This is a genomic window from Embleya sp. NPDC055664, assembly GCF_053618075.1.
This window is the reverse complement of sequence record NZ_JBSHGZ010000004.1, coordinates 218,440-236,482: the sequence shown is the minus strand read 5'-3', so window position 1 is coordinate 236,482 and position 18,043 is coordinate 218,440. Positions and strand designations below refer to the sequence as shown.

The following is an 18,043-nucleotide window of genomic DNA, read 5'->3' as shown; positions in this document are numbered from 1 at the left end:
ACAACCTGAGATGCAGCAGCCATGACGTAAGGCGACACACGATGACGTTCGGCCCCCTGCGCCGCAACCCGCTGGTCGGCCAGGCGGCCGAACGGCTTCGGGACCAGATCGCCACCGGGCGCTGGCCGATCGGGACGAAACTGCCCGGCGAGGTGGCACTCGGCCGGGAACTCGGCATCGGCCGGTCGACGGTGCGGGAGGCGATCCGTGCGCTGGCCGGTGCCGGGTTGGTCGAGTCGCGTCAGGGGTCCGGCGTTTTCGTGATCGCGACCGAGCCGACGGAGGACCTGACCGCGCGGCTGCGGCGGGCGTCGGCGGTCGAGGTGTACGAGGTGCGCAACCTGATCGAGGTGCGGGCCGCGATGTTGGCGGCGGAGCGGCGCACGGACGAGGACCTGGCGGTACTGGACGCCCGACTGCGCGCGCGGGCTGCGGCGCTCGGCGACGACGAGGCGTACATCGATGCCGACATCGCGTTCCACGCGGCAATCGTGGCGGCGGCACACAACGAGGTGCTCACGGACTTGTTCGCGGTCTTCCAGGTGACCATGCGCCCCGGCCTCCTGGACCTCTTGGCCGCGATGGACGCACAGGGCCTGCGAGCAGCCGCACCCGACCCGGGAGCCGATGCCCACGCGGCCATGGTCGCCGCAATCCGAGCAGGCGACCCGGCAGCAGCCGGCCGGGTCACGGAGACGGAACTCGAGGTCAGCCTGCGAATCCTCCGCGACTAGACCTCGCCCCGGTGGCGTCCGTCGATCGAATCCGGGGCGGTCCACGGCGGCGACGGTTTTGGCAACCCGTGCCGGCGACGCGGCAGCGGACGGTCGCGTGGCCGGGGCGGATCCCGGGGGCGGGGTGCGGATCGTGCGCGAGTGGGCGCGTCCCGTGGCTTGCCGGCCCGGATCGTCCCGTGTCGGTTGCCGGGTGCATTGCCTCGGGGCGTTCCGGGGTCGAGGCTGCTTGCTCATTCCGGGCGGTCGGCACTGTCCAGTACGTTCAGGGCCTTGTCGAGGCGGAGCTGCCCGGCCTCCGGGGTGAGGGCTTGGAGCAGCGGCAGGATCAGCAGGTAGCGCCCGGTTTTGTCGAGTGCTTCGAATCCGGCCGCCCCCGCCGCACCCGCCGCCCGCCGCGCCTGCCCGCTGTGCCTGCACCGACTACCCGCCCCCGCCCGCGCTCGCTCCCGCCCGTCCGCGCCCGCCCCCGTCCGCGCGCCCGCCGCCCCCGCTGCGCCCGGCTGTGCGGGGGTGCGGGTGGGTGGGAATACCCGGCGTGGGATTCTGCTTGGACGGGGTGATTGAGAGTTCAACTACTGAGAGAGTGGTCATCGTGCAGTTCGGGATCTTCACCGTCGGTGACGTCACCGTCGACCCCACGACCGGTCGGGAGCCGACCGAGCACGAGCGGATCAAGGCGATGGTGGCCATCGCGCTCAAGGCCGAAGAGATCGGCATGGACGTGTTCGCCACCGGTGAGCACCACAATCCGCCGTTCGTGCCGTCCTCGCCGACCACGATGCTCGGCTACATCGCCGCGCGGACCGAGCGGATCATCCTCTCCACCTCCACGACGCTGATCACCACCAACGACCCGGTGAAGATCGCCGAGGACTACGCGATGCTCCAGCACCTGGCCGACGGCCGGGTGGACCTGATGATGGGGCGCGGCAACACCGGGCCGGTGTACCCGTGGTTCGGCCAGGACATCCGTCAGGGCATTCCGCTGGCGATCGAGAACTACGCGCTGCTCCACGAGCTGTGGCGCAAGGAAGTGGTGGACTGGGAGGGTCGTTTCCGTACCCCGCTGCAGAGCTTCACGTCGACGCCGCGCCCGCTGGACGGCGTGCCGCCGTTCGTCTGGCACGGGTCGATCCGCAGCCCGGAGATCGCCGAGCAGGCGGCCTACTACGGCGACGGGTTCTTCGCCAACAACATCTTCTGGCCGCGCGACCACTTCGTGCGCCTGATCAACCTCTACCGGGACCGCTTCGAGCACTACGGGCACGGTACGCGCGACCAGGCCATCGTCGGCGTCGGCGGACAGATCTTCATGCGGCGCAACTCGCAGGAGGCGGTGCGCGAGTTCCGTCCCTACTTCGACAACGCGCCGGTGTACGGGCACGGTCCGTCGTTGGAGGAGTTCACCGACCAGACGCCGCTGACCGTGGGCAGCCCGCAGGAGGTCATCGACAAGACGCTGACCTTCCGCGACTCGTTCGGCGACTACCAGCGCCAGCTGTTCCTGATGGACCACGCGGGCCTGCCGCTGAAGACCGTGCTCGAACAGCTCGACCTGTTCGGCGAGGAGGTACTGCCGGTGCTGCGCAAGGAGTTCGCCGCCCGACGCCCGGCCGGGGTGCCGGACGGCCCCACTCACGCGGCGCTGGTCGCCCGGCGCGACGCGGCGCCGGTGCCGGTCGACGCCGTCCCGCAGATGTCCTGACGGCAGCGAACCCACCGGCGTGGAAAGGGAGAAGGTAACAGTGATGGCAGAACCGCTGAAGCTCGTCGTCGTCTCGGCCGGACTCGGCAAACCGTCGTCCACCCGGCTGCTCGGCGACCGGCTCGCCGAGGCGACCCGCCGGCGCCTGGACGAGCGGGAGGTCGCGGTCGAGGCGCACACGATCGAACTGCGCGATCTCGCCGTGGACATCGCGCACAACCTGGTCACCGGCTTCCCGCCGCCCGGGTTGCGGGCCGCGATCGACACGGTCGTCGCGGCCGATGCGCTGGTCGTGGTCTCGCCGATCTTCAGCGCGTCCTACAGCGGGCTGTTCAAGTCGTTCTTCGACGTCCTGGACAACACCGCGCTGATCGGAAAGCCGGTGCTGATCGCGGCGACCGGCGGCACGGCGCGGCACTCGCTCGCCCTTGAGCACGCGCTGCGCCCGCTGTTCGCCTACCTGCGGGCCACGGTCGTGCCGACCTCGGTGTACGTGGCCACCGACGAATGGGGTGCGGCGGCCGGGGAAGGCGTCGAGGGAGTGGGCACGCGGATCGCTCGCGCAGGCGGCGAACTGGCCGACTTGGTGGCCGGGTTGCCGCCACACCCGGCGACCCGGGCGGCGTCGTCCGCGACCGACACGATGGACGAAGTCGTGCCCTTCGCCGAGCAGTTGGCGGCGCTGGGACGGGGCTGAGCGGGCCCCGACAAGGCGGACGTCGACGGGGTGGGCCCGTCGACGGCCGCCGGTCGAACTCGGTGCGTGCCGATGGGGTCCAACATTCGGAATCCCGTTCTCGGTATGTGGGCTCGTCGTTACTCTGTGCTGGACCCGGCCCTGGAGGCCCATCGGGAGGCGGTCATGGAGCGTGTCGAACGCTCGCCCGTACGGTCCACGCTGAGCAGACAATTGGTCTTCGACCCCGCCTGAGTGACGGCCCGATGGGCGCGTTGCACCGGCCGTCGCCGCCGGCGAGGCTATGCGCCGAACATGTCCCGGCAGGCGTCCAGGCCCGTGACCTCGACCGGGGTGGTGCGATGCGCCGACCACGCCTCGCGGGTCAGCCGCAGGCGTTGGAAGGGGCGAGGCGCGCCGTCGTGCGGCAGGACGTCGATGCCGTCGTCGACGTAGCCCAGGCGGCGCGAGACCGCCAGCGACGGAGCATTGTCGAACAGGGCGGCCGAGATCGCCCATCGTGCGCCCAGGCCGGTGAAGGCCAGTTCCAACAACCCCGCGCGCATCTCGGTGCCGAATCCCTGCCCCTGGTGGGCCAGGCCCAGCCACGAGCCCGAGCCGATCTCGCGCCGGTGGGCGAAGTCCTTGGCGCTGCCCTCCTGGGTGCCGATCACCCGGCCCTCGTGCACGACGGCAAGCAGCAGGCGCCAGTCGTCCGGCTGCCAGTTGGCCCACGTACTCCAGTAGAAGCGCAGCGCGTTCCGGGCCTTGGCCGGTTGCGGCTCGCGCGTCCACGGCCGGCTGAACGGCATGTAGTCGGGAGCGTGCACACCCTTCTCGGCCAGTTCCACCAGCGCCACCAGGTCGTCCTGGGTCGCCGGGCGCAGTTCCAGTCTGGGCGTGGTCACGCGGATGCCGAATACCGGCCAATGATCGGTGAGCATGTTCGATTGTGGGCGCTGCCGCGACGCCGATGCCACGGGATTTTCAGCGCGTCGCCGTCGGCGCCAGCCCGTGCAGCAGCAGGTCGGCGAACGCGTCGCCGACCTCGCGCGGCGACATCGGCCCGTCGAACTGGTACCAGCTGTTCAGGTGGTGCACGCCGCCGAAGAAGTTGTGCGTGGCGATGTCGGCCGATACGTCCCGGCGCAACAGGCCCTCGCGCTGGCCCTGTTCGATCAGCGCGCGGAACCGCTCGTGGTAGCGCCGACGCTCGGCCCGGATCTCGGCGCTCTTGTCGGGCGCAAGCAGGTGCATCGAGCGGAAGTAGACCACCGCGTCGTCGATGTTGCCGAGGGTGGTGACCACCACGTCGGCGGCGGCCTCGCGCAGTCGGTCGAGCACCGGCTCGGCTCCGTCGGCGATGGTGTTCAGGCGTTTGGTCTGCATCGCCAGCATGCGGTGGTAGATCTCGACGAGGAGGTCGTCCTTGGACGCGTAGTAGTGGTACATCGCACCCTTGGTGACCCCCGCGGCGGCCACGATCTCCTGGACCGAGGTGCTCTCGAAGCCGCGCTCGGCGAACATCCGCGAGGCGATGCGCACCAATCGCTGCGGCAGCGACGCCCCGTCGGCGTCGGACTCGACCGGCGCCGCGTTTCCGCGACCTCTTGCCGCCATGATGTTCAACCTTTCGCGGGAGCGTACGCACGCCAGTCTAGCCAAGATACCGACCGGTCGGTACCGTGAATCGGGCGCGTCGTGTTCCGTGCACGCCTCGCGAAAACCCTACGGACTCGACGCCGTCGACTCGGGAACGACCCAGGAGGAGGTACACGCCGGTGGACTTCGGCTACGACGCCCGGACCGAGGAACTGCGCGAGCGGCTGCTCGCGTTCATGACCGAACACGTCTACCCCGCCGAGGCCGTGTTCGACGAACAGGTGGCCGCTCCGGGCGCCGACCCGTGGGGCCGCCCGCCGGTGCTGGCGGAGCTGAAGGCCGAGGCGCGCAAACGCGGCCTGTGGAACCTGTTCCTGCCGGGTGAGGAGGGCGCGGGGCTGACCAACCTGCAATACGCACCGCTGGCCGAGATCGCCGGGCGCAGTCCGCACCTGGCCCCGGAGGCGCTTAACTGCGCCGCGCCGGACACCGGCAACATGGAGCTGCTGCACGACTTCGGCACCCCGGAGCAGCGCGAGCGTTGGCTGCGGCCACTGCTCGACGGCACCATCCGCTCGGCGTTCTGCATGACCGAGCCCGACGTGGCCTCCTCCGACGCCACCAACATCACCACGAGCATCGTGCGCGACGGCGACGACTACGTGATCAACGGCCGCAAGTGGTGGTCCTCCGGGGCGATGGCGCCCACGTGCGAGATCCTGGTCGTGATGGGTCGTACCGACCCCGACGCGCCGCGTCACCGCCGGCAGAGCATGATCCTGGTGCCGCGCGACACCCCGGGGGTGGACATCCGTCGCGGGATGCACGTCTTCGGCTACACCGACGGTCCGCACGGCGGACACGCCGAGGTGGTCTTCGAGGACGTACGGGTGCCCGCGACCAACCTCGTCGGCAACGCCGGCGACGGCTTCGCGATCGCCCAGGCCCGGCTGGGCCCCGGGCGGATCCACCACTGCATGCGGCTGATCGGGATGGCCGAGCGCGGCCTGGAACTGATGTGCCGTCGGGTACTGGCGCGCGAGGCGTTCGGCGGACCCCTGGCCGAGCAGGGGGTGATCCAGGAGTGGATCGCCGAATCCCGGGTGCGCATCGAGCAGTTGCGGCTGCTGGTGCTGAAGACCGCGTGGCTGATGGACACCGTCGGCAACCGCGGCGCGCACCGCGAGATCCAGTCGATCAAGATCGCCACACCGAGCACCGTGGAATGGATCCTGGACAAGGCCATCCAGGCGCACGGCGCCGGCGGCCTGTCCCAGGACTTCGTCCTCGCCTCGCTGTGGACGCACGCCCGTACGCTGCGCCTGGCCGACGGGCCGGACGAGGTACACCGTCGTTCGCTCGCCCACCGCGAACTCAAGCCCTACCGAGACGCGGACCAGTGAACCGCGCACCCCGTTGACGCGGACCATGACCCGCGCACCCCGTTCCGACCGAGAGGCAGCCGCCCAGTGACCGACACCTCCCGCCCCGTGGCCATCGTCACCGGCGCCAGCCGCGGCATCGGCCTGGGCATCGCCCAGGCGCTGGTCGCGCGCGGCGACCGGGTCTGCGTGACCGCGCGCGGCGCGGACACCCTGGCCGAGGTGGTCGCCTCGCTCGGTGGCCCGGAGCATGCCATCGGCGTCGCGGGCAAGGCGCACGACCCGGCCCACCAGGACGCGGCCGTGGCCGCGACCCTGGAGGCGTTCGGCCGGATCGACATGCTGGTCAACAACGCCGGGATCAACCCCGTCTACGGCCCGCTGGTCGAACTCGACCTCGACGCCGGGCGCAAGATCCTGGAGGTCAACCTGCTCGCCGCGCTGGCCTGGACCCAGCGGGTGCACAAGGCGTGGCTGGGCGAACACGGCGGTGCCATCGTCAACGTGTCCTCGATGGCCGGCGAGCGGCCCGCGCAGGGGATCGGGTTCTACGGCGTGAGCAAGGCCGCGCTGACCCACCTGACCGCGCAACTCGCGAGCGAACTCGGGCCGCGCGTACGAGTGAACGCGGTCGCGCCGGCCGTGGTCAAGACCGTCTTCGCGACCGCGCTGTACGAGGGTCGCGAGGAGGAGGTCGCGGCGGCGTACCCGATGGGGCGACTCGGCGTGCCCGAGGACGTGGCCGGCGCGGTGGCGTTCCTGCTGTCCGAGCAGGCGGGGTGGATCACCGGCCAGACGCTGCTGGTCGACGGCGGCGTGAGCCTGTCCGGCGGTGTGGGGTGACGGTGCTCGCGGGGGCGGGCGTGGTGGTCACCGGGGGCGGCGCGGGGATCGGCGCGGCCCTGGCCCGCCGCTTCGCCGCCGCCGGTGCGCGGGTGGTGGTCAACGACCTCGACCCGGACGCGTGCCACGCGGTGGCCGCCGACATCGACGCCGTCGCGCTGCCGGGCGACGCGGCCACGGAGGCGGGCGTCGCGGCGCTGGTCTCCGGGGCCCGGGCGGCGCTCGGCGAGGTCGACATCTACTGCGCCAACGCCGGCGTCGGTGCGGGTGTCGGCCTGGACGCGCCCGAGGAGGCGTGGGAGCAGTCCTGGGACGTCAACGTGATGGCGCACGTACGCGCCGCGCGACTGCTCACCCCGGCCTGGCTGGCGCGCGGTCGCGGCCACCTGGTCACCACGGTCTCCGCCGCCGGGCTCCTCACCATGTTGGACGCGTCGGCGTACGCGGTCACCAAACACGCGGCGTACGCGTTCGCCGAGTGGATGGCGATCACGTACGGCGCCAAGGGCATCACGGTCCAGGCGGTCTGCCCTCGGGGCGTGCGTACGGCCCTCCTGGATGCCTCCGGTCCGGCCGCCCGCCTGCTCCTGGACGACGACGCCGTGGAGCCGGAGCAGGTCGCCGACATGGTGGTCGACGCGGTCGCGGCGGGCGCCCCGTTCCTGATCCTGCCCCACCCGGACGTGGCCCCGATGTACGCGGGCCGCGCCGCCGACCCGGACCGCTGGCTGACCGGCATGCGCAAACTCCAGGGCAGACTGGACCAGGCCCGGGAGGACTGAGGCACCGCTGCCGCGTCGGAGGAACGGTCGCGGACTCAACCGGAGTTCGGGCGCCACGCCTGCGGCGCGAGGCTCTCTTGCCTCGGTCACCGCCGATGTCGAGATGCCGGGCCAACTTCGGCACATCGCCCGCGTTGAGCAGTGCGACGTAGCCGTCCAGGTACTTCCGCAGTCGCCCTTCATCCGGTACGGAGTCCTGCTCCGCAGAACTTGATGCCGCATCGCCGCCATCGCCCACGCAACCCGCCGAAACAATCGCGAGCAGCACCCCCAGCGCGACAGCCGCAACCTTGCACCATACGGGCGCTGTACCACGAACGGCCATCGGTCCCCCCTCCGTTCACCGGGGGTGCCTTTCCAACAAACGCTATCGACAACCATTTCGCGGGTCCGGCGCTCGGCCTCAGGCCACGAGCAGGCGCAGGCCCAGTTCCGCCGCGTCGAGGTCGGCCAAGTCGCCGTTGCGCTCGGACCACCGGCCGGAGGCGAGGTCGTCGCGGAGCCGGTCCACCGCCCGCTGTTCGGCCTCCGGTCCGACGCGGGTCCACAGCGAGATCGCGCGGCGCACGGGTTCGTCCAGGTACGCCTCGGGGCGGCGCCAGTACGCCTCGAAGAAGCCGTCGGCGCAATCCCACGGGATGAGCAACGGCTCCAGGCGCGCGCCGATCGTGCCGGCCAACCGCTGCACCGAGGGCCGGCCGGCGACGAGTCCGGTGACCTCGGGCAGATAGTCGCGGATGAGCCAGAACCGGTCCCGCCACGCGGTGTCGTGGGCATCGTGCGTGAACACCACCACGCGCCGGGCCACTCGCCGCATCTCGCGCAGCCCGGCGATCGGGTCGCGCCAGTGGTGGATGGTGCTGAAGGCCATGGCCGCGTCGAAGGACTGGTCCGGGAACGGGAGGCTCTCCGCTTCGGCCGCCACGCACGGGGCCGCCCCCGCGGGACGCTGCGCCCGCATGACCGCCGACGGCTCCACCGCGGTCACGTCGCGGTCCGGGGGTTCGTACGAGCCGGTGCCGGCGCCGACGTTCAGGACGGTTCGGGCGTCGCCGAGTGCTTCCCAGACCCGCGCGGCGATGCGCGGCTCGGTGCGGCGCGTCGCCGGGTATGCGGATCCGATCGTGTCGTACAACTGTGCGCCGAATACCTTCAGCTGGTCCTCCGAGGTGGTTCTGATGCCCATTGCCCGTGCCTCCGGTTCCGTGTCGATGGCCGTCACCATGGCGGTGGCCCGGTCGCGCTGTTCCAGCAGCAGACCGCGCAATCGGCGCAGGTGCGCGACCGCGTCGGTGTCGGGGTCGTCGACCAGATCCGCGATCTCGCGCAGCCCGAAGCCGAGTCGCCGATAGGCGAGCACCTCCCGCAACCGCTCCACGTCCCCGGCGGGCGTACGCCCGGTACCCGGCCGCCGTCCGCGCGGACGGCCGCACAAGTCCGATCTCGTCGTAGTGATGCAACGTCCGGACGCTCACACAGGCCAACTCGGCCACACGCCCCACAGTCAGGTGCTCCTCCACACCCCCGACAATGCGCCATGACGCCACGTGAGGGTCAAGCATCGGCGGTTCGTGCGTCAGCTGCGGATTGTGCTGGTCAGGGCTGTCCACGCGGCTGTGGTTATCGTCAGGTGTCCGATGCTTGGGGCTTTCGAGTCGCGTATCGGGACGATGCCCGGGAGATCATCGCGGACCTCGACGCAGTTGCCTTGATCCCCGTTGCTGTACGTGCTCTTTCGCCACGTCGTGACGTCTGCGCCTCGGGTCTTTCGCATGCTTCCAACTCCTGGATGACTGCCCGGATCATCGCTGCCGACTCTCTCGGGGACAGAGCGTAGGCTCGTAGACGATCGTAGGCCGCCTGATGGTCGGCGACAGTGGTTGGATCCTCGCGCAACTGTCCGGTGTGGCTGCCTTCGAGGTAGGCCACGGGCTCACTGTCCGGGAGCGTCAGAAGTGTCAGCGATCCGCCCAAGACGGAGTGGGCACCGGCGTCGAACGGCAGGACTTGGATCGTGCCGTATCGCGTGTCCATCCGGGGCAACAGTGTTTCGAGTTGTGCGCGCATGACGGCCGGCCCACCGATCGGCCGAGCGATGGCTGCCTGGTCGAGGATCGCGCCGTATCGTGGCGGATCCTTCCGCGTGAAGATGCGTTGGCGATTGATGCGCGCGATGACGCGACGTTCGATCTCGGCCGCCGGCGCACCGGGCTCGAACCCGATGAATTGCGCGCGGGCGTAGTCGGGGGTTTGCAACAGACCGGGAATCGTCTGTCCGGCGTACTCCAGGATCTGGATCGCCGTCGCCGCCAGAGTCATGAACGCGCGGTAGCGGTCCGGGAATTGGTCGTGCTCCACCATCTCGTACAGCCGCTGGAACAGCCCGTCCGTCTCGAACGTGATGTCCAGCTGTGCCGGCATGTCCGGCGGGATCGCGCTTTCGCCCGTCTCGTACCGGGACAGGGCCGCCTTGCTATAGCCCAGGATTGACGCGCACGTCGTCAGTGACATGCCCGCGTTGTTGCGCTTGACCCGAATCTCGCGTCCATACATTCGGCGTGGCGAGCCTTGAGGGTCGACGTCTTTCTCTTGGTATCGCACGGGTGTTCCCTCTTTCGTTCCACCGCAAATCGGTAACGGCGCCGAGATGCGCAGGTCGGTCCGCCCACTTCATGATGGGACGCAGGGCGACGGACCGTGTGCGAAACGAAGCGGAAAGTCCCCTTGTTCGAGAACGTCGTCGGGCACAGGAGCCGAAAGGCCCCGCCGGCGACAGGCGTTGGGGGTGGGGATCTACCTGGCAGCGGACCCCACCCCCGGCGTGCCCCAAGAGAAAGGACACGTGCCCACGATGACATATCGAATCGGGTGGACTCAACGCGGCGCGGTGCCCGTGTCGGCGATGCATCGCGACTGGCAGGACGAGCAGCTGAGGCTGTTGGTTCGAGAGTGGGTTGCGGAATCGCAGGCCGAGAGCGCTGTTTCCGTTCCGGTCCCGACCCTCGCAGGGCGGTTGTGGCCGCGCCGGCTGTGGCGGGCTTGGCGATTGTTGGTGCGGTTCCGCTCGGATGGGCGGAGCGGGCGATGACCAGGCGGAAGTGGGTTTCGGGGAGTACGCAGGAAGACCTCGTCAAGGGGCGGGAGTTCTTTGAGCGTTATCGGCATGCGTGGTGTCGGGACGCGTATTCGGGGCGTGAGGGGGTGCTCATGGATGTGCAGGGGCGGCAGGTGTATCTGCGGCTGCGGAGTGGGACGGAATTCACCTCTGACGTAGCCGATTTGGTGATTCTTCGGCTGCCGCCTCCGATTGTGGGTCAGGTGGTGCGGTATGTGGGTGGGGGAGACGTGGGGGTTCGGCCTGAGGGGACGCTTGCAGAGCTTTGTGCCGTGGAGGGTGGTGTGCTGGCGACGGTGCAACCGGCTGACGGGGACGCGTGGTTTGCGTTGTTGGCGGATTTGGAGCGGGTTGGGTGTCCCGTGGGGGCGGTGGCGGAGTGGGGGGAGCCGCCGGAGGACGCGTTTCGGGAGGTGTGGGAGAGGATCAAGGCCGCCCAGGATGCTTGGTGGGTGCGGGGGCGATAGGCGACGGCCCGGGGCTACAGGGTTCGGGTGGGGGGCATTCCGGAGTGGCCTGTGGGTGGGGTTTTGACGGCGAGGATTTGGTTCACGCCGATCCGGTTCTGTTCGAAGGCCAATGCCGAGGCGGCCATGTACAGGCGCCAGACGCGGGCTCTGCCCCGGGTGGTCAGGCGGGCTGCTTCGTCCTGGTTGGATTCGAGGTTGGTTACCCATGCGCGCAGCGTGGTTGCGTAGTGTTCGCGTAGGGCGTGTACGTCGCGGACTTCGAGGCCGGCCTCCTCCAGGACCGACACCGTGGTGCCGATCGGGGCCAGTTCGCCGTCGGGGAAGACGTAGCGGTCGATGAACTCGTCGACCTGGTAAGCCTCTTCGTTCGGCACCGGGCGGCGGGAGATCTGGTGGTTGAGCAACCGGCCGCCGGGGCGCAGGAGTTCGTACAGCGCGTCGGCGTAGGCGCGGAACTGCACGCGGCCCACGTGTTCGGCCATGCCGATCGAGGAGATCGCGTCGTAGGGGCCGTCGGCGTGCTCGCGGTAGTCCTGGATCCTGATCTCCACCCGCCCCGTCAGACCCGCCTCGGAGACACGTTTGCGGGCCAGGTCGGCCTGTTCGTGCGAGATGGTGATCCCGACCACCTGCACGCCGTAGTGCTCGGCGGCGTGCAGCGCCATCGAGCCCCACCCGCAGCCGACGTCGAGCAGCCGCATGCCGGGGCCGAGCGCGAGCTTGCGGCAGATCAGGTCCAGCTTCGCCCGCTGGGCGTCCTCCAACGTCGCGTCGGGGCGATCCCAATAGGCGCAGGAGTAGACCATCGACGGACCCAGGACCAGGGCGTAGAAGTCGTTGCCGACGTCGTAGTGGTGCCGGATCGCCTCCTGGTCGCGGCGCACGCTGTGCAGCACGCCCCGGCGGCGCCGGATCTCCTCGGCGGGCGCCGGCGGCGGCACCGGCAGGCCGGTCAGGGAGAGCATCGTGCCCAGCGGGCGGGCCGCGTCGCGCGCGGTACGCCCGGCCTCGCGCAGCCGGGCGGCGGGCCCGCGCGGGGCCGCCCCAAAGACGCCGGCCGGCGGCCCCGCCGGCACCGGCTCGTCGCGATTGAGCGCCAGTCCGGACAGCCGGGTCAGTGCGTCGTAGAGGTCACCGTCCACGTCGAGATCGCCCGACACCCAGCCGCGGGCGAAACCGAGTTCGCCCGGCGACCACATCAGTCGGCGCAGCGCGCGGCGATTGCGCACGACCAGCGCCGGACCGTCCGGCGGACCGGCCTCGCTGCCGTCCCAGGCCCGGATCCGGATCGGCGACGGGCGGCCGAGGACCTGCTGAGCCAGAGCGGCGAGGCGGTCGGCGGTGTGCGGCATGACGGATTCCTCCGCGGTGGTGGATCCCCGGACTCCCGAGCCGGGCGACACCGATGCCCCTACCCCACGCGCGCCACGCCTCGAACGGAATTGCTCCGTCCGGGCCGGCGAGCCGCCCCGGACGGAGCAGGACGGCCGCCGGCCCGACGAGACACGCGCTACGCCGAGGTCACAGCACCTTGGACAGGAACGCCTTCGTGCGCTCGTGTTGCGGGTTGGCCAGTACCTCGCGCGGATGACCCGCCTCGACGACCAACCCGTCGTCCATGAACACCAATGAGTCGCCCACCTCGCGGGCGAAGCCCATCTCGTGGGTGACCACGATCATCGTCATGCCGTCCTCGGCCAGCCCGCGCATGACCTCCAACACCTCGCCGACCAGTTCGGGGTCGAGCGCCGAGGTGGGCTCGTCGAAGAGCATCAGCTTGGGGTCCATCGCCAGTGCCCGGGCGATGGCCACCCGCTGCTGCTGGCCGCCGGACAACTGCGAGGGGTAGGCGTCGGCCTTGTCGGCCAGACCCACCCGCGCCAGCAGCTCGTGCGCGCGGGCTCGGGCCTCGGTCTTGCTTATGCCCTTGACCTGGGTGGGCGCCTCCATGATGTTGCCCGCGGCGGTCATGTGCGGGAACAGGTTGAAGCGCTGGAAGACCATGCCGATGTCGCGCCGCTTGAGCGCGACCTCGCTGTCCTTCAGCTCATAGAGCTTGCCGTCCTTCTCCCGGTAGCCGACGAGATGGCCGTCCACCCACAACCGCCCGGCGTTGACCTTCTCCAGGTGGTTGATGCAGCGCAGGAAGGTGGACTTGCCGGAGCCGGAGGGGCCGACGATGCACATGACCTCGCCGGTCGCGACCTCCAGGTCGATGCCCTTGAGCACTTCGAGCGGGCCGAACGACTTGCAGACGTCCTGGGCCCGGACCATCACCCGACCGGGCTCGGTCGGGCGGGGGGCGGGCTTGTCGAGATTGGTCGTCATCGGGTCTTGACCCCCGTGCGCCGGGTGCTGAACACATTGGCCATGATCCGCTGGAGCGGCGTGGGCGGCAAGGCTCGACTGGATCCACGAGCGAAGTAGCGCTCGAGGTAGTACTGGCCGATGCTGAACACCGTGGTCAGCAGCAGGTACCAGAAACATGCGGCGAAGAGAAGTTCCATCACCGCGAGGTTGTGCGTGTACACGTCCTTCGCCTTCTGCAGCACTTCGGGATAGACCACCGCGCTGGCGAGCGAGGACGTCTTGAGCATGTTGATGAACTCGTTGCCGGTCGGCGGCACGATCACCCGCATCGCCTGTGGCAGCACGATCCGGCGCAGGGTGCGGCCCTTGGACATGCCGAGCGCGTGCGCCGCCTCGGTCTGGCCCTCGTCCACCGACTGGATGCCGGAGCGCACGATCTCCGCCATGTAGGCGCCCTCGTTGATGCCGAGGCCGAGCAGCGCCGCCATGAACGGGGTGATCACGTCGTTGGTGTTCTGGCCGAGCATGGTCGGGAAGACCAGCGCGAGGTTGCCCCAGATGAGCAACTGCACCAGGACCGGGGTGCCGCGGAAGAACCAGATGTAGACCGAGGCGACGGTCGAGGTGACCGGGTTGCCGGACAGCCGCATGATCGCCGCCAGCACACCGAGGACGAGCCCGACCGCCATGGCCGCCAGGCTGATCAGCAGGGTGTTGCCGGCGCCCTTCATGATCTGGGCGTCGAACAGGTAGTCGCCGGTCACGTTCCAGTGGATCTTCGCGCCGGCGAACGCGTTGATCAGCAGGCCGACCAGGGCGAGGACCACGACGGCGGCGACCCAGCGGCCGTAGTGCGGTACGGGGATGGCCTTGATGGGCTCCCGCTTGACCGGCTGTTTGTCGGCAGGGGGTGTTGCGGGCGTGGTCACGGTCGGGTGACCTCCTCTTGGAGCACGAGTACGGACGCGGTCGGGCGGGCGCGGTTCGGGTCCGGCCCGGCCGCCGGGCGACGGCGCGGGCCGGACCCGGCGATCAGGAGGTGGCGCCGTTGATGGTGACCTCGGTGACGGCGCCGGCTTCGACCTTCCAGTTGGCCAGGATCTTGGCGTACTCGCCGTTCTTGATCAGTGCCTCCAGGGCCGACTTCAACGCCTGCTGGAGCTGCGTGTTGTCCTTGCCGACGCCGATGCCGTACAGGCCGGCGTCGATCTGGTCGCCGGTGACCTCGAAGTCCTTGCCGTCGCCGGAGGTCTGCGCGTTGTACGCGGCGACGGGGAAGTCGTTGAGGTCGGCCGCGGCGGCGCCGCTCTTCAGCTTCAGCAGGGCCTCGCCGTCGTGCTCGTACTTCTGGATGGTGATCGCGCCCTTGCCCGATTCCTCACACTTCTTGGACTGGGCGGCGGCGACGTCCTCGTTGGTGGTCGCCTGCTGGAGCGCGACGGTCTTCCCACACAGGTCGTCGAGCGACTTGATGTGCTGCGGGTTGCCCTTCTGCACCAGGATCGAGGTGCCCGCGCGGAAGTAGTCGACGAACGACAGGCCCTGGCCCTGGCGTTCCTTCTTGTCCGTCATCGCCGACATCACGATGTCGAAGCGCTTGGACGTGATGCCGGTGATCAGCGAGTCGAACTGCGAGTTCTTGTAGTCGTACTTGACGCCCAGCTGCTTGGCGAGCGCCGCGGCCAGCTCGGGGTCGACGCCGACCGCCTTGCCGTCCTTCATGAACTCGATGGGCGCGTAGGCGACCTCGGAGCCGATCGTGATCTTGCCGGACTTCTGGACGTCGGGCGGCAGCATCTTGAAGAACGGGGCGTTCTCGTCCTTCTTGCCGAGCGCGCTGTCGCCGCCGCCGTCGCCGCAGGCGGTCAACAGCATGGATCCCGCGATCAGGGTCGCGGCGGACGCGATCAGACGGCGGTGGGTGAAGCGACCGCTCATGTGCGGGTTCCTCCAGTGTGAGGGGACAGAGGTGCCGGCACGGCACGAGCTGGCTCGGGGTGACCGATCTGCGGGCGGTTTGGACTGATCCTGGATCGAGCTATGGGCATGAATGATTTCCTGATGCTCTGAGCGGGACAATGGGACAGATTGTTAAATACGAAGATCCAATTTGACAGACTGTCAAGCAGCGATCGCTCTATTTCATCCCATCAGCCCTTTTTCAGGGCATACCGAAACAGCTCTGGCGGGGACGGGTCTACGCGCATTGGCGTGATGATCGTCCGACGTCACGCGAACCGGCCCGTGCGATCCCGGTACCCCGGCGGAGCAGCAGCGCAACGTCGATCGCGGCGACCGCCACGGAGGACGCGAAGGGGATCCGGGGCCGCCGGCCGCCGAGCAGGGCGCCGGCCGCGGCGAGCGTGCCCGCGCCGAGCAGGGCGAGTCGGCCCGCGCGATCCGGCCGGCCGTACGCGAGCAGCGCGGTGGCGGCGAGGAGCGGCAGCGGGGTGAGCGCCCGCACCCCGGTCGAACCGAGCCGGTGCGGCAGGCCGTGCACCCCCGTCGCACGATCGCCGGCCAGGTCCGGCAGCGCGTCCGCCAGATGCGCCCCGCACCCCAGCAGCGCGGCGGCGCCGACGATCCACCAGGTGGGCCCGGGCCGGCCCGGCAGCCCGAACGCGACGAACGCCGGCAGGCTGCCGAATCCGATCGCGTACGGCACCCACGACCCGGCCGTGCCCTTGACCCCGAGGTCGTACGCCCAGGCCGCACCCACGCCGACCAGATGCGCGGTGCCGGCCGCGGGCCCGGACGCGTAGGACAGCGGAACGCACACCACGAGCGCGCGGCGGGCGGCGCGCGCCACCCGATCGGCCCCGACCAGGCCGGCCGCCACCGGCTTGCCGCCGCGCTCCGCCGCCCGGTCCCGTTCGGCGTCCACCGCGTCGTTGCACCAGCCGACCGACAACTGCCCGGCGAGTACGGCCGCGCCGACCAGTACGCAGCCGCGCGCGTCCCGGCCGGCGGCGCGGGCGAGCCCGGTGGTCAACGCGGTGACGGCGACGGTCGGGCCGGGGTGGCAGGCGAGCAGGAGGCCGACGACGGGGGTCCGTTCGGGGTGGTCAGGGGTGCCGGCGCGGCGGCGGGCGCGCAGACGGGCGAGGGGACGGCCGAGGGGGCGCGGGGTGGGGTGGTTCGGCGCTGCGGTGTCACTCACGTGGGTGTCCTTCGGGCGAGCAGGCGGTGGGACCGGACGGGTCGGAGCGCATGCGGGCGGCAACTACGGGCAAACGACGTGGGTTCCGTGTTCCCGCTGGGCACTGTTCCAGCGTTCCCTACCTCTCCCGCCTCCCGATACGTGCCTTTTCACCCGCTATTCCAGCCTCGCCCCCTAATCCAGCAGGGGAATCGCCATGACCCGCATCGCCGCCGTCCGTGGTGCACTGCCGCCGCACCGATACCCGCAGGCCGAGATCACCGACACGTTCGCGGCGCTGTGCCTGCCGACCGGCGCCGATCGGCGCGTACTCGACCGGGTGCACGCCAGTGCCCGGGTGGACACCCGCCATCTGGCGCTGCCGCTCGACCACTACGCCAAGTTGGCGAACTTCGGCGCGGCCAACGACGTCTGGCTGGAGGTCGCGGTCGACCTCGCCGCCGAGGCGATCGAGTCCGCGCTCGGCGCCGCCGGGTTCGGCGCGCGGGACGTGGACCTGATCCTGTTCACCACCGTGACCGGCCTGGCGGTGCCCTCCGTCGATGCGCGCCTGGTCGGCCGGCTCGGCCTGCGCGAGGACGTCAAACGGCTGCCGGTGTTCGGCCTGGGCTGCGTGGCGGGCGCGGCCGGGATCGCCCGATTGCACGACTACCTGCGCGATCGGCCCGACGAGGTCGCGGTGCTGGTTTCGGTCGAGTTGTGCTCGCTCACCCTCCAGCGCGACGACGCGTCGATGGCCAACGTGGTGGCGAGCGCGCTGTTCGGCGACGGCGCGGCGGCGGTGGTGGTCTGCGGGGACGACCGCGAGCCGGGACACGGGCGCGGGCCCAAGGTGATCGCCGCCCGCAGCCGGATGTACCCCGACTCGGAGCGGGTGATGGGCTGGGACGTGGGCGGCTCCGGCTTTCGGATCGTGCTCGGCGCCGACGTCCCGGAGATGGCCCGCACCCATCTCGGCGGCGACGTCCGGGACTTCCTCGCCGACCACGGCCTGACCACGGCCGACATCACCGCATGGGTGTGCCACCCCGGCGGCCCCAGGGTGCTGGAGGCAGTCGCCGAGACGCTGGACCTGCCCGCCGGCGCCCTCGACATGACCTGGCGCTCCCTGGCCGCGACCGGGAACCTGTCCTCGACGTCGGTGCTGCACGTGCTGCGCGACACGATCGCCGCTCGGCCAAAACCCGGGACCCCGGGCCTGATGATCGCGATGGGTCCCGGGTTCTGCTCCGAACTCGTCCTGGTGGAGTGGTAGGTCGCG

The 18,043-nt window shown here is 70.3% G+C and carries 15 protein-coding genes and 2 pseudogenes; 7 read left to right on the top strand and 10 right to left on the bottom strand.

Annotated elements, in window-relative coordinates; all coding sequences use genetic code 11:
* Window positions 1-41: 41 nt before the first annotated feature.
* The 3 genes from ACWGR4_RS08900 (at window position 42) to ACWGR4_RS08890 (ending at window position 3,139) form a co-directional block, all read left to right on the top strand.
* Entirely contained in the window at window positions 42-734 is a 693-nt protein-coding gene (locus ACWGR4_RS08900; protein WP_379998164.1) for a FadR/GntR family transcriptional regulator, read from the top strand.
* A gap of 595 nt (window positions 735-1,329) precedes the next feature.
* Complete coding sequence (locus ACWGR4_RS08895) at window positions 1,330-2,442, top strand: LLM class flavin-dependent oxidoreductase (protein ID WP_452133098.1); 1,113 nt, start codon at window positions 1,330-1,332, stop codon at window positions 2,440-2,442.
* Between the two features lie 43 nt (window positions 2,443-2,485).
* Window positions 2,486-3,139 (top strand): FMN reductase, encoded by a 654-nt coding sequence (locus ACWGR4_RS08890; RefSeq protein ID WP_452133099.1) that lies wholly within the window; start codon window positions 2,486-2,488, stop codon window positions 3,137-3,139.
* 281 nt (window positions 3,140-3,420) lie between these two features.
* Here the strand turns inward: ACWGR4_RS08890 and ACWGR4_RS08885 are convergent, their stop codons facing one another.
* Both ACWGR4_RS08885 and ACWGR4_RS08880 read right to left on the bottom strand, forming a co-directional pair.
* Window positions 3,421-4,062 carry a GNAT family N-acetyltransferase gene (locus ACWGR4_RS08885; protein ID WP_379998154.1) on the bottom strand — a complete coding sequence of 214 codons (642 nt, stop codon included), beginning with the start codon at window positions 4,060-4,062 and terminating at the stop codon, window positions 3,421-3,423.
* A gap of 43 nt (window positions 4,063-4,105) precedes the next feature.
* Window positions 4,106-4,738: a TetR/AcrR family transcriptional regulator gene (locus ACWGR4_RS08880; RefSeq protein WP_452133100.1), complete on the bottom strand. Its 633-nt coding sequence runs from the start codon at window positions 4,736-4,738 to the stop codon at window positions 4,106-4,108.
* Window positions 4,739-4,899: 161 nt separating this feature from the next.
* Here ACWGR4_RS08880 and ACWGR4_RS08875 point away from each other — a divergent pair, with 161 nt between their 5' ends.
* The 3 genes from ACWGR4_RS08875 to ACWGR4_RS08865 all read left to right on the top strand — a co-directional run bounded on the left by ACWGR4_RS08875 (window position 4,900) and on the right by ACWGR4_RS08865 (window position 7,727).
* Window positions 4,900-6,123: an acyl-CoA dehydrogenase family protein gene (locus ACWGR4_RS08875; protein ID WP_379998148.1), complete on the top strand. Its 1,224-nt coding sequence runs from the start codon at window positions 4,900-4,902 to the stop codon at window positions 6,121-6,123.
* A gap of 66 nt (window positions 6,124-6,189) precedes the next feature.
* Window positions 6,190-6,945 carry an SDR family oxidoreductase gene (locus tag ACWGR4_RS08870; protein WP_379998146.1) on the top strand — a complete coding sequence of 252 codons (756 nt, stop codon included), beginning with the start codon at window positions 6,190-6,192 and terminating at the stop codon, window positions 6,943-6,945.
* Complete coding sequence (locus ACWGR4_RS08865) at window positions 6,942-7,727, top strand: SDR family NAD(P)-dependent oxidoreductase (protein ID WP_452133101.1); 786 nt, start codon at window positions 6,942-6,944, stop codon at window positions 7,725-7,727. Before ACWGR4_RS08870 ends, ACWGR4_RS08865 begins: the two co-directional genes overlap by 4 nt.
* A gap of 403 nt (window positions 7,728-8,130) precedes the next feature.
* Here ACWGR4_RS08865 and ACWGR4_RS08860 read toward each other — a convergent pair.
* The 8 genes and pseudogenes from ACWGR4_RS08860 to ACWGR4_RS08825 all read right to left on the bottom strand — a co-directional run bounded on the left by ACWGR4_RS08860 (window position 8,131) and on the right by ACWGR4_RS08825 (window position 16,782).
* A pseudogene (locus tag ACWGR4_RS08860) lies at window positions 8,131-9,220 on the bottom strand (MerR family transcriptional regulator).
* A gap of 83 nt (window positions 9,221-9,303) precedes the next feature.
* Entirely contained in the window at window positions 9,304-9,501 is a 198-nt protein-coding gene (locus tag ACWGR4_RS08855) for a DUF397 domain-containing protein (RefSeq protein WP_452133102.1), read from the bottom strand.
* 35 nt (window positions 9,502-9,536) lie between these two features.
* Window positions 9,537-10,280, bottom strand: a pseudogene (locus ACWGR4_RS08850) (helix-turn-helix domain-containing protein); the annotation flags it as partial.
* Between the two features lie 1,043 nt (window positions 10,281-11,323).
* Window positions 11,324-12,664: a class I SAM-dependent methyltransferase gene (locus tag ACWGR4_RS08845; RefSeq protein ID WP_452133103.1), complete on the bottom strand. Its 1,341-nt coding sequence runs from the start codon at window positions 12,662-12,664 to the stop codon at window positions 11,324-11,326.
* A 169-nt stretch (window positions 12,665-12,833) separates the two neighbouring features.
* The gene (locus ACWGR4_RS08840) at window positions 12,834-13,586 is read right to left on the bottom strand and encodes an amino acid ABC transporter ATP-binding protein (RefSeq protein ID WP_379998684.1); all 753 of its coding nucleotides are present in this window, start codon (window positions 13,584-13,586) and stop codon (window positions 12,834-12,836) included.
* A gap of 50 nt (window positions 13,587-13,636) precedes the next feature.
* Window positions 13,637-14,551: an amino acid ABC transporter permease gene (locus ACWGR4_RS08835; protein WP_452133104.1), complete on the bottom strand. Its 915-nt coding sequence runs from the start codon at window positions 14,549-14,551 to the stop codon at window positions 13,637-13,639.
* A 103-nt stretch (window positions 14,552-14,654) separates the two neighbouring features.
* Window positions 14,655-15,560, bottom strand: a complete 906-nt coding sequence (locus ACWGR4_RS08830; protein ID WP_379998131.1) for an ABC transporter substrate-binding protein — start codon at window positions 15,558-15,560, stop codon at window positions 14,655-14,657.
* A 259-nt stretch (window positions 15,561-15,819) separates the two neighbouring features.
* Entirely contained in the window at window positions 15,820-16,782 is a 963-nt protein-coding gene (locus ACWGR4_RS08825; RefSeq protein WP_452133240.1) for a UbiA family prenyltransferase, read from the bottom strand.
* A 196-nt stretch (window positions 16,783-16,978) separates the two neighbouring features.
* Here ACWGR4_RS08825 and ACWGR4_RS08820 point away from each other — a divergent pair, with 196 nt between their 5' ends.
* Entirely contained in the window at window positions 16,979-18,037 is a 1,059-nt protein-coding gene (locus tag ACWGR4_RS08820; RefSeq protein WP_452133239.1) for a type III polyketide synthase, read from the top strand.
* Window positions 18,038-18,043 lie beyond the last annotated feature (6 nt).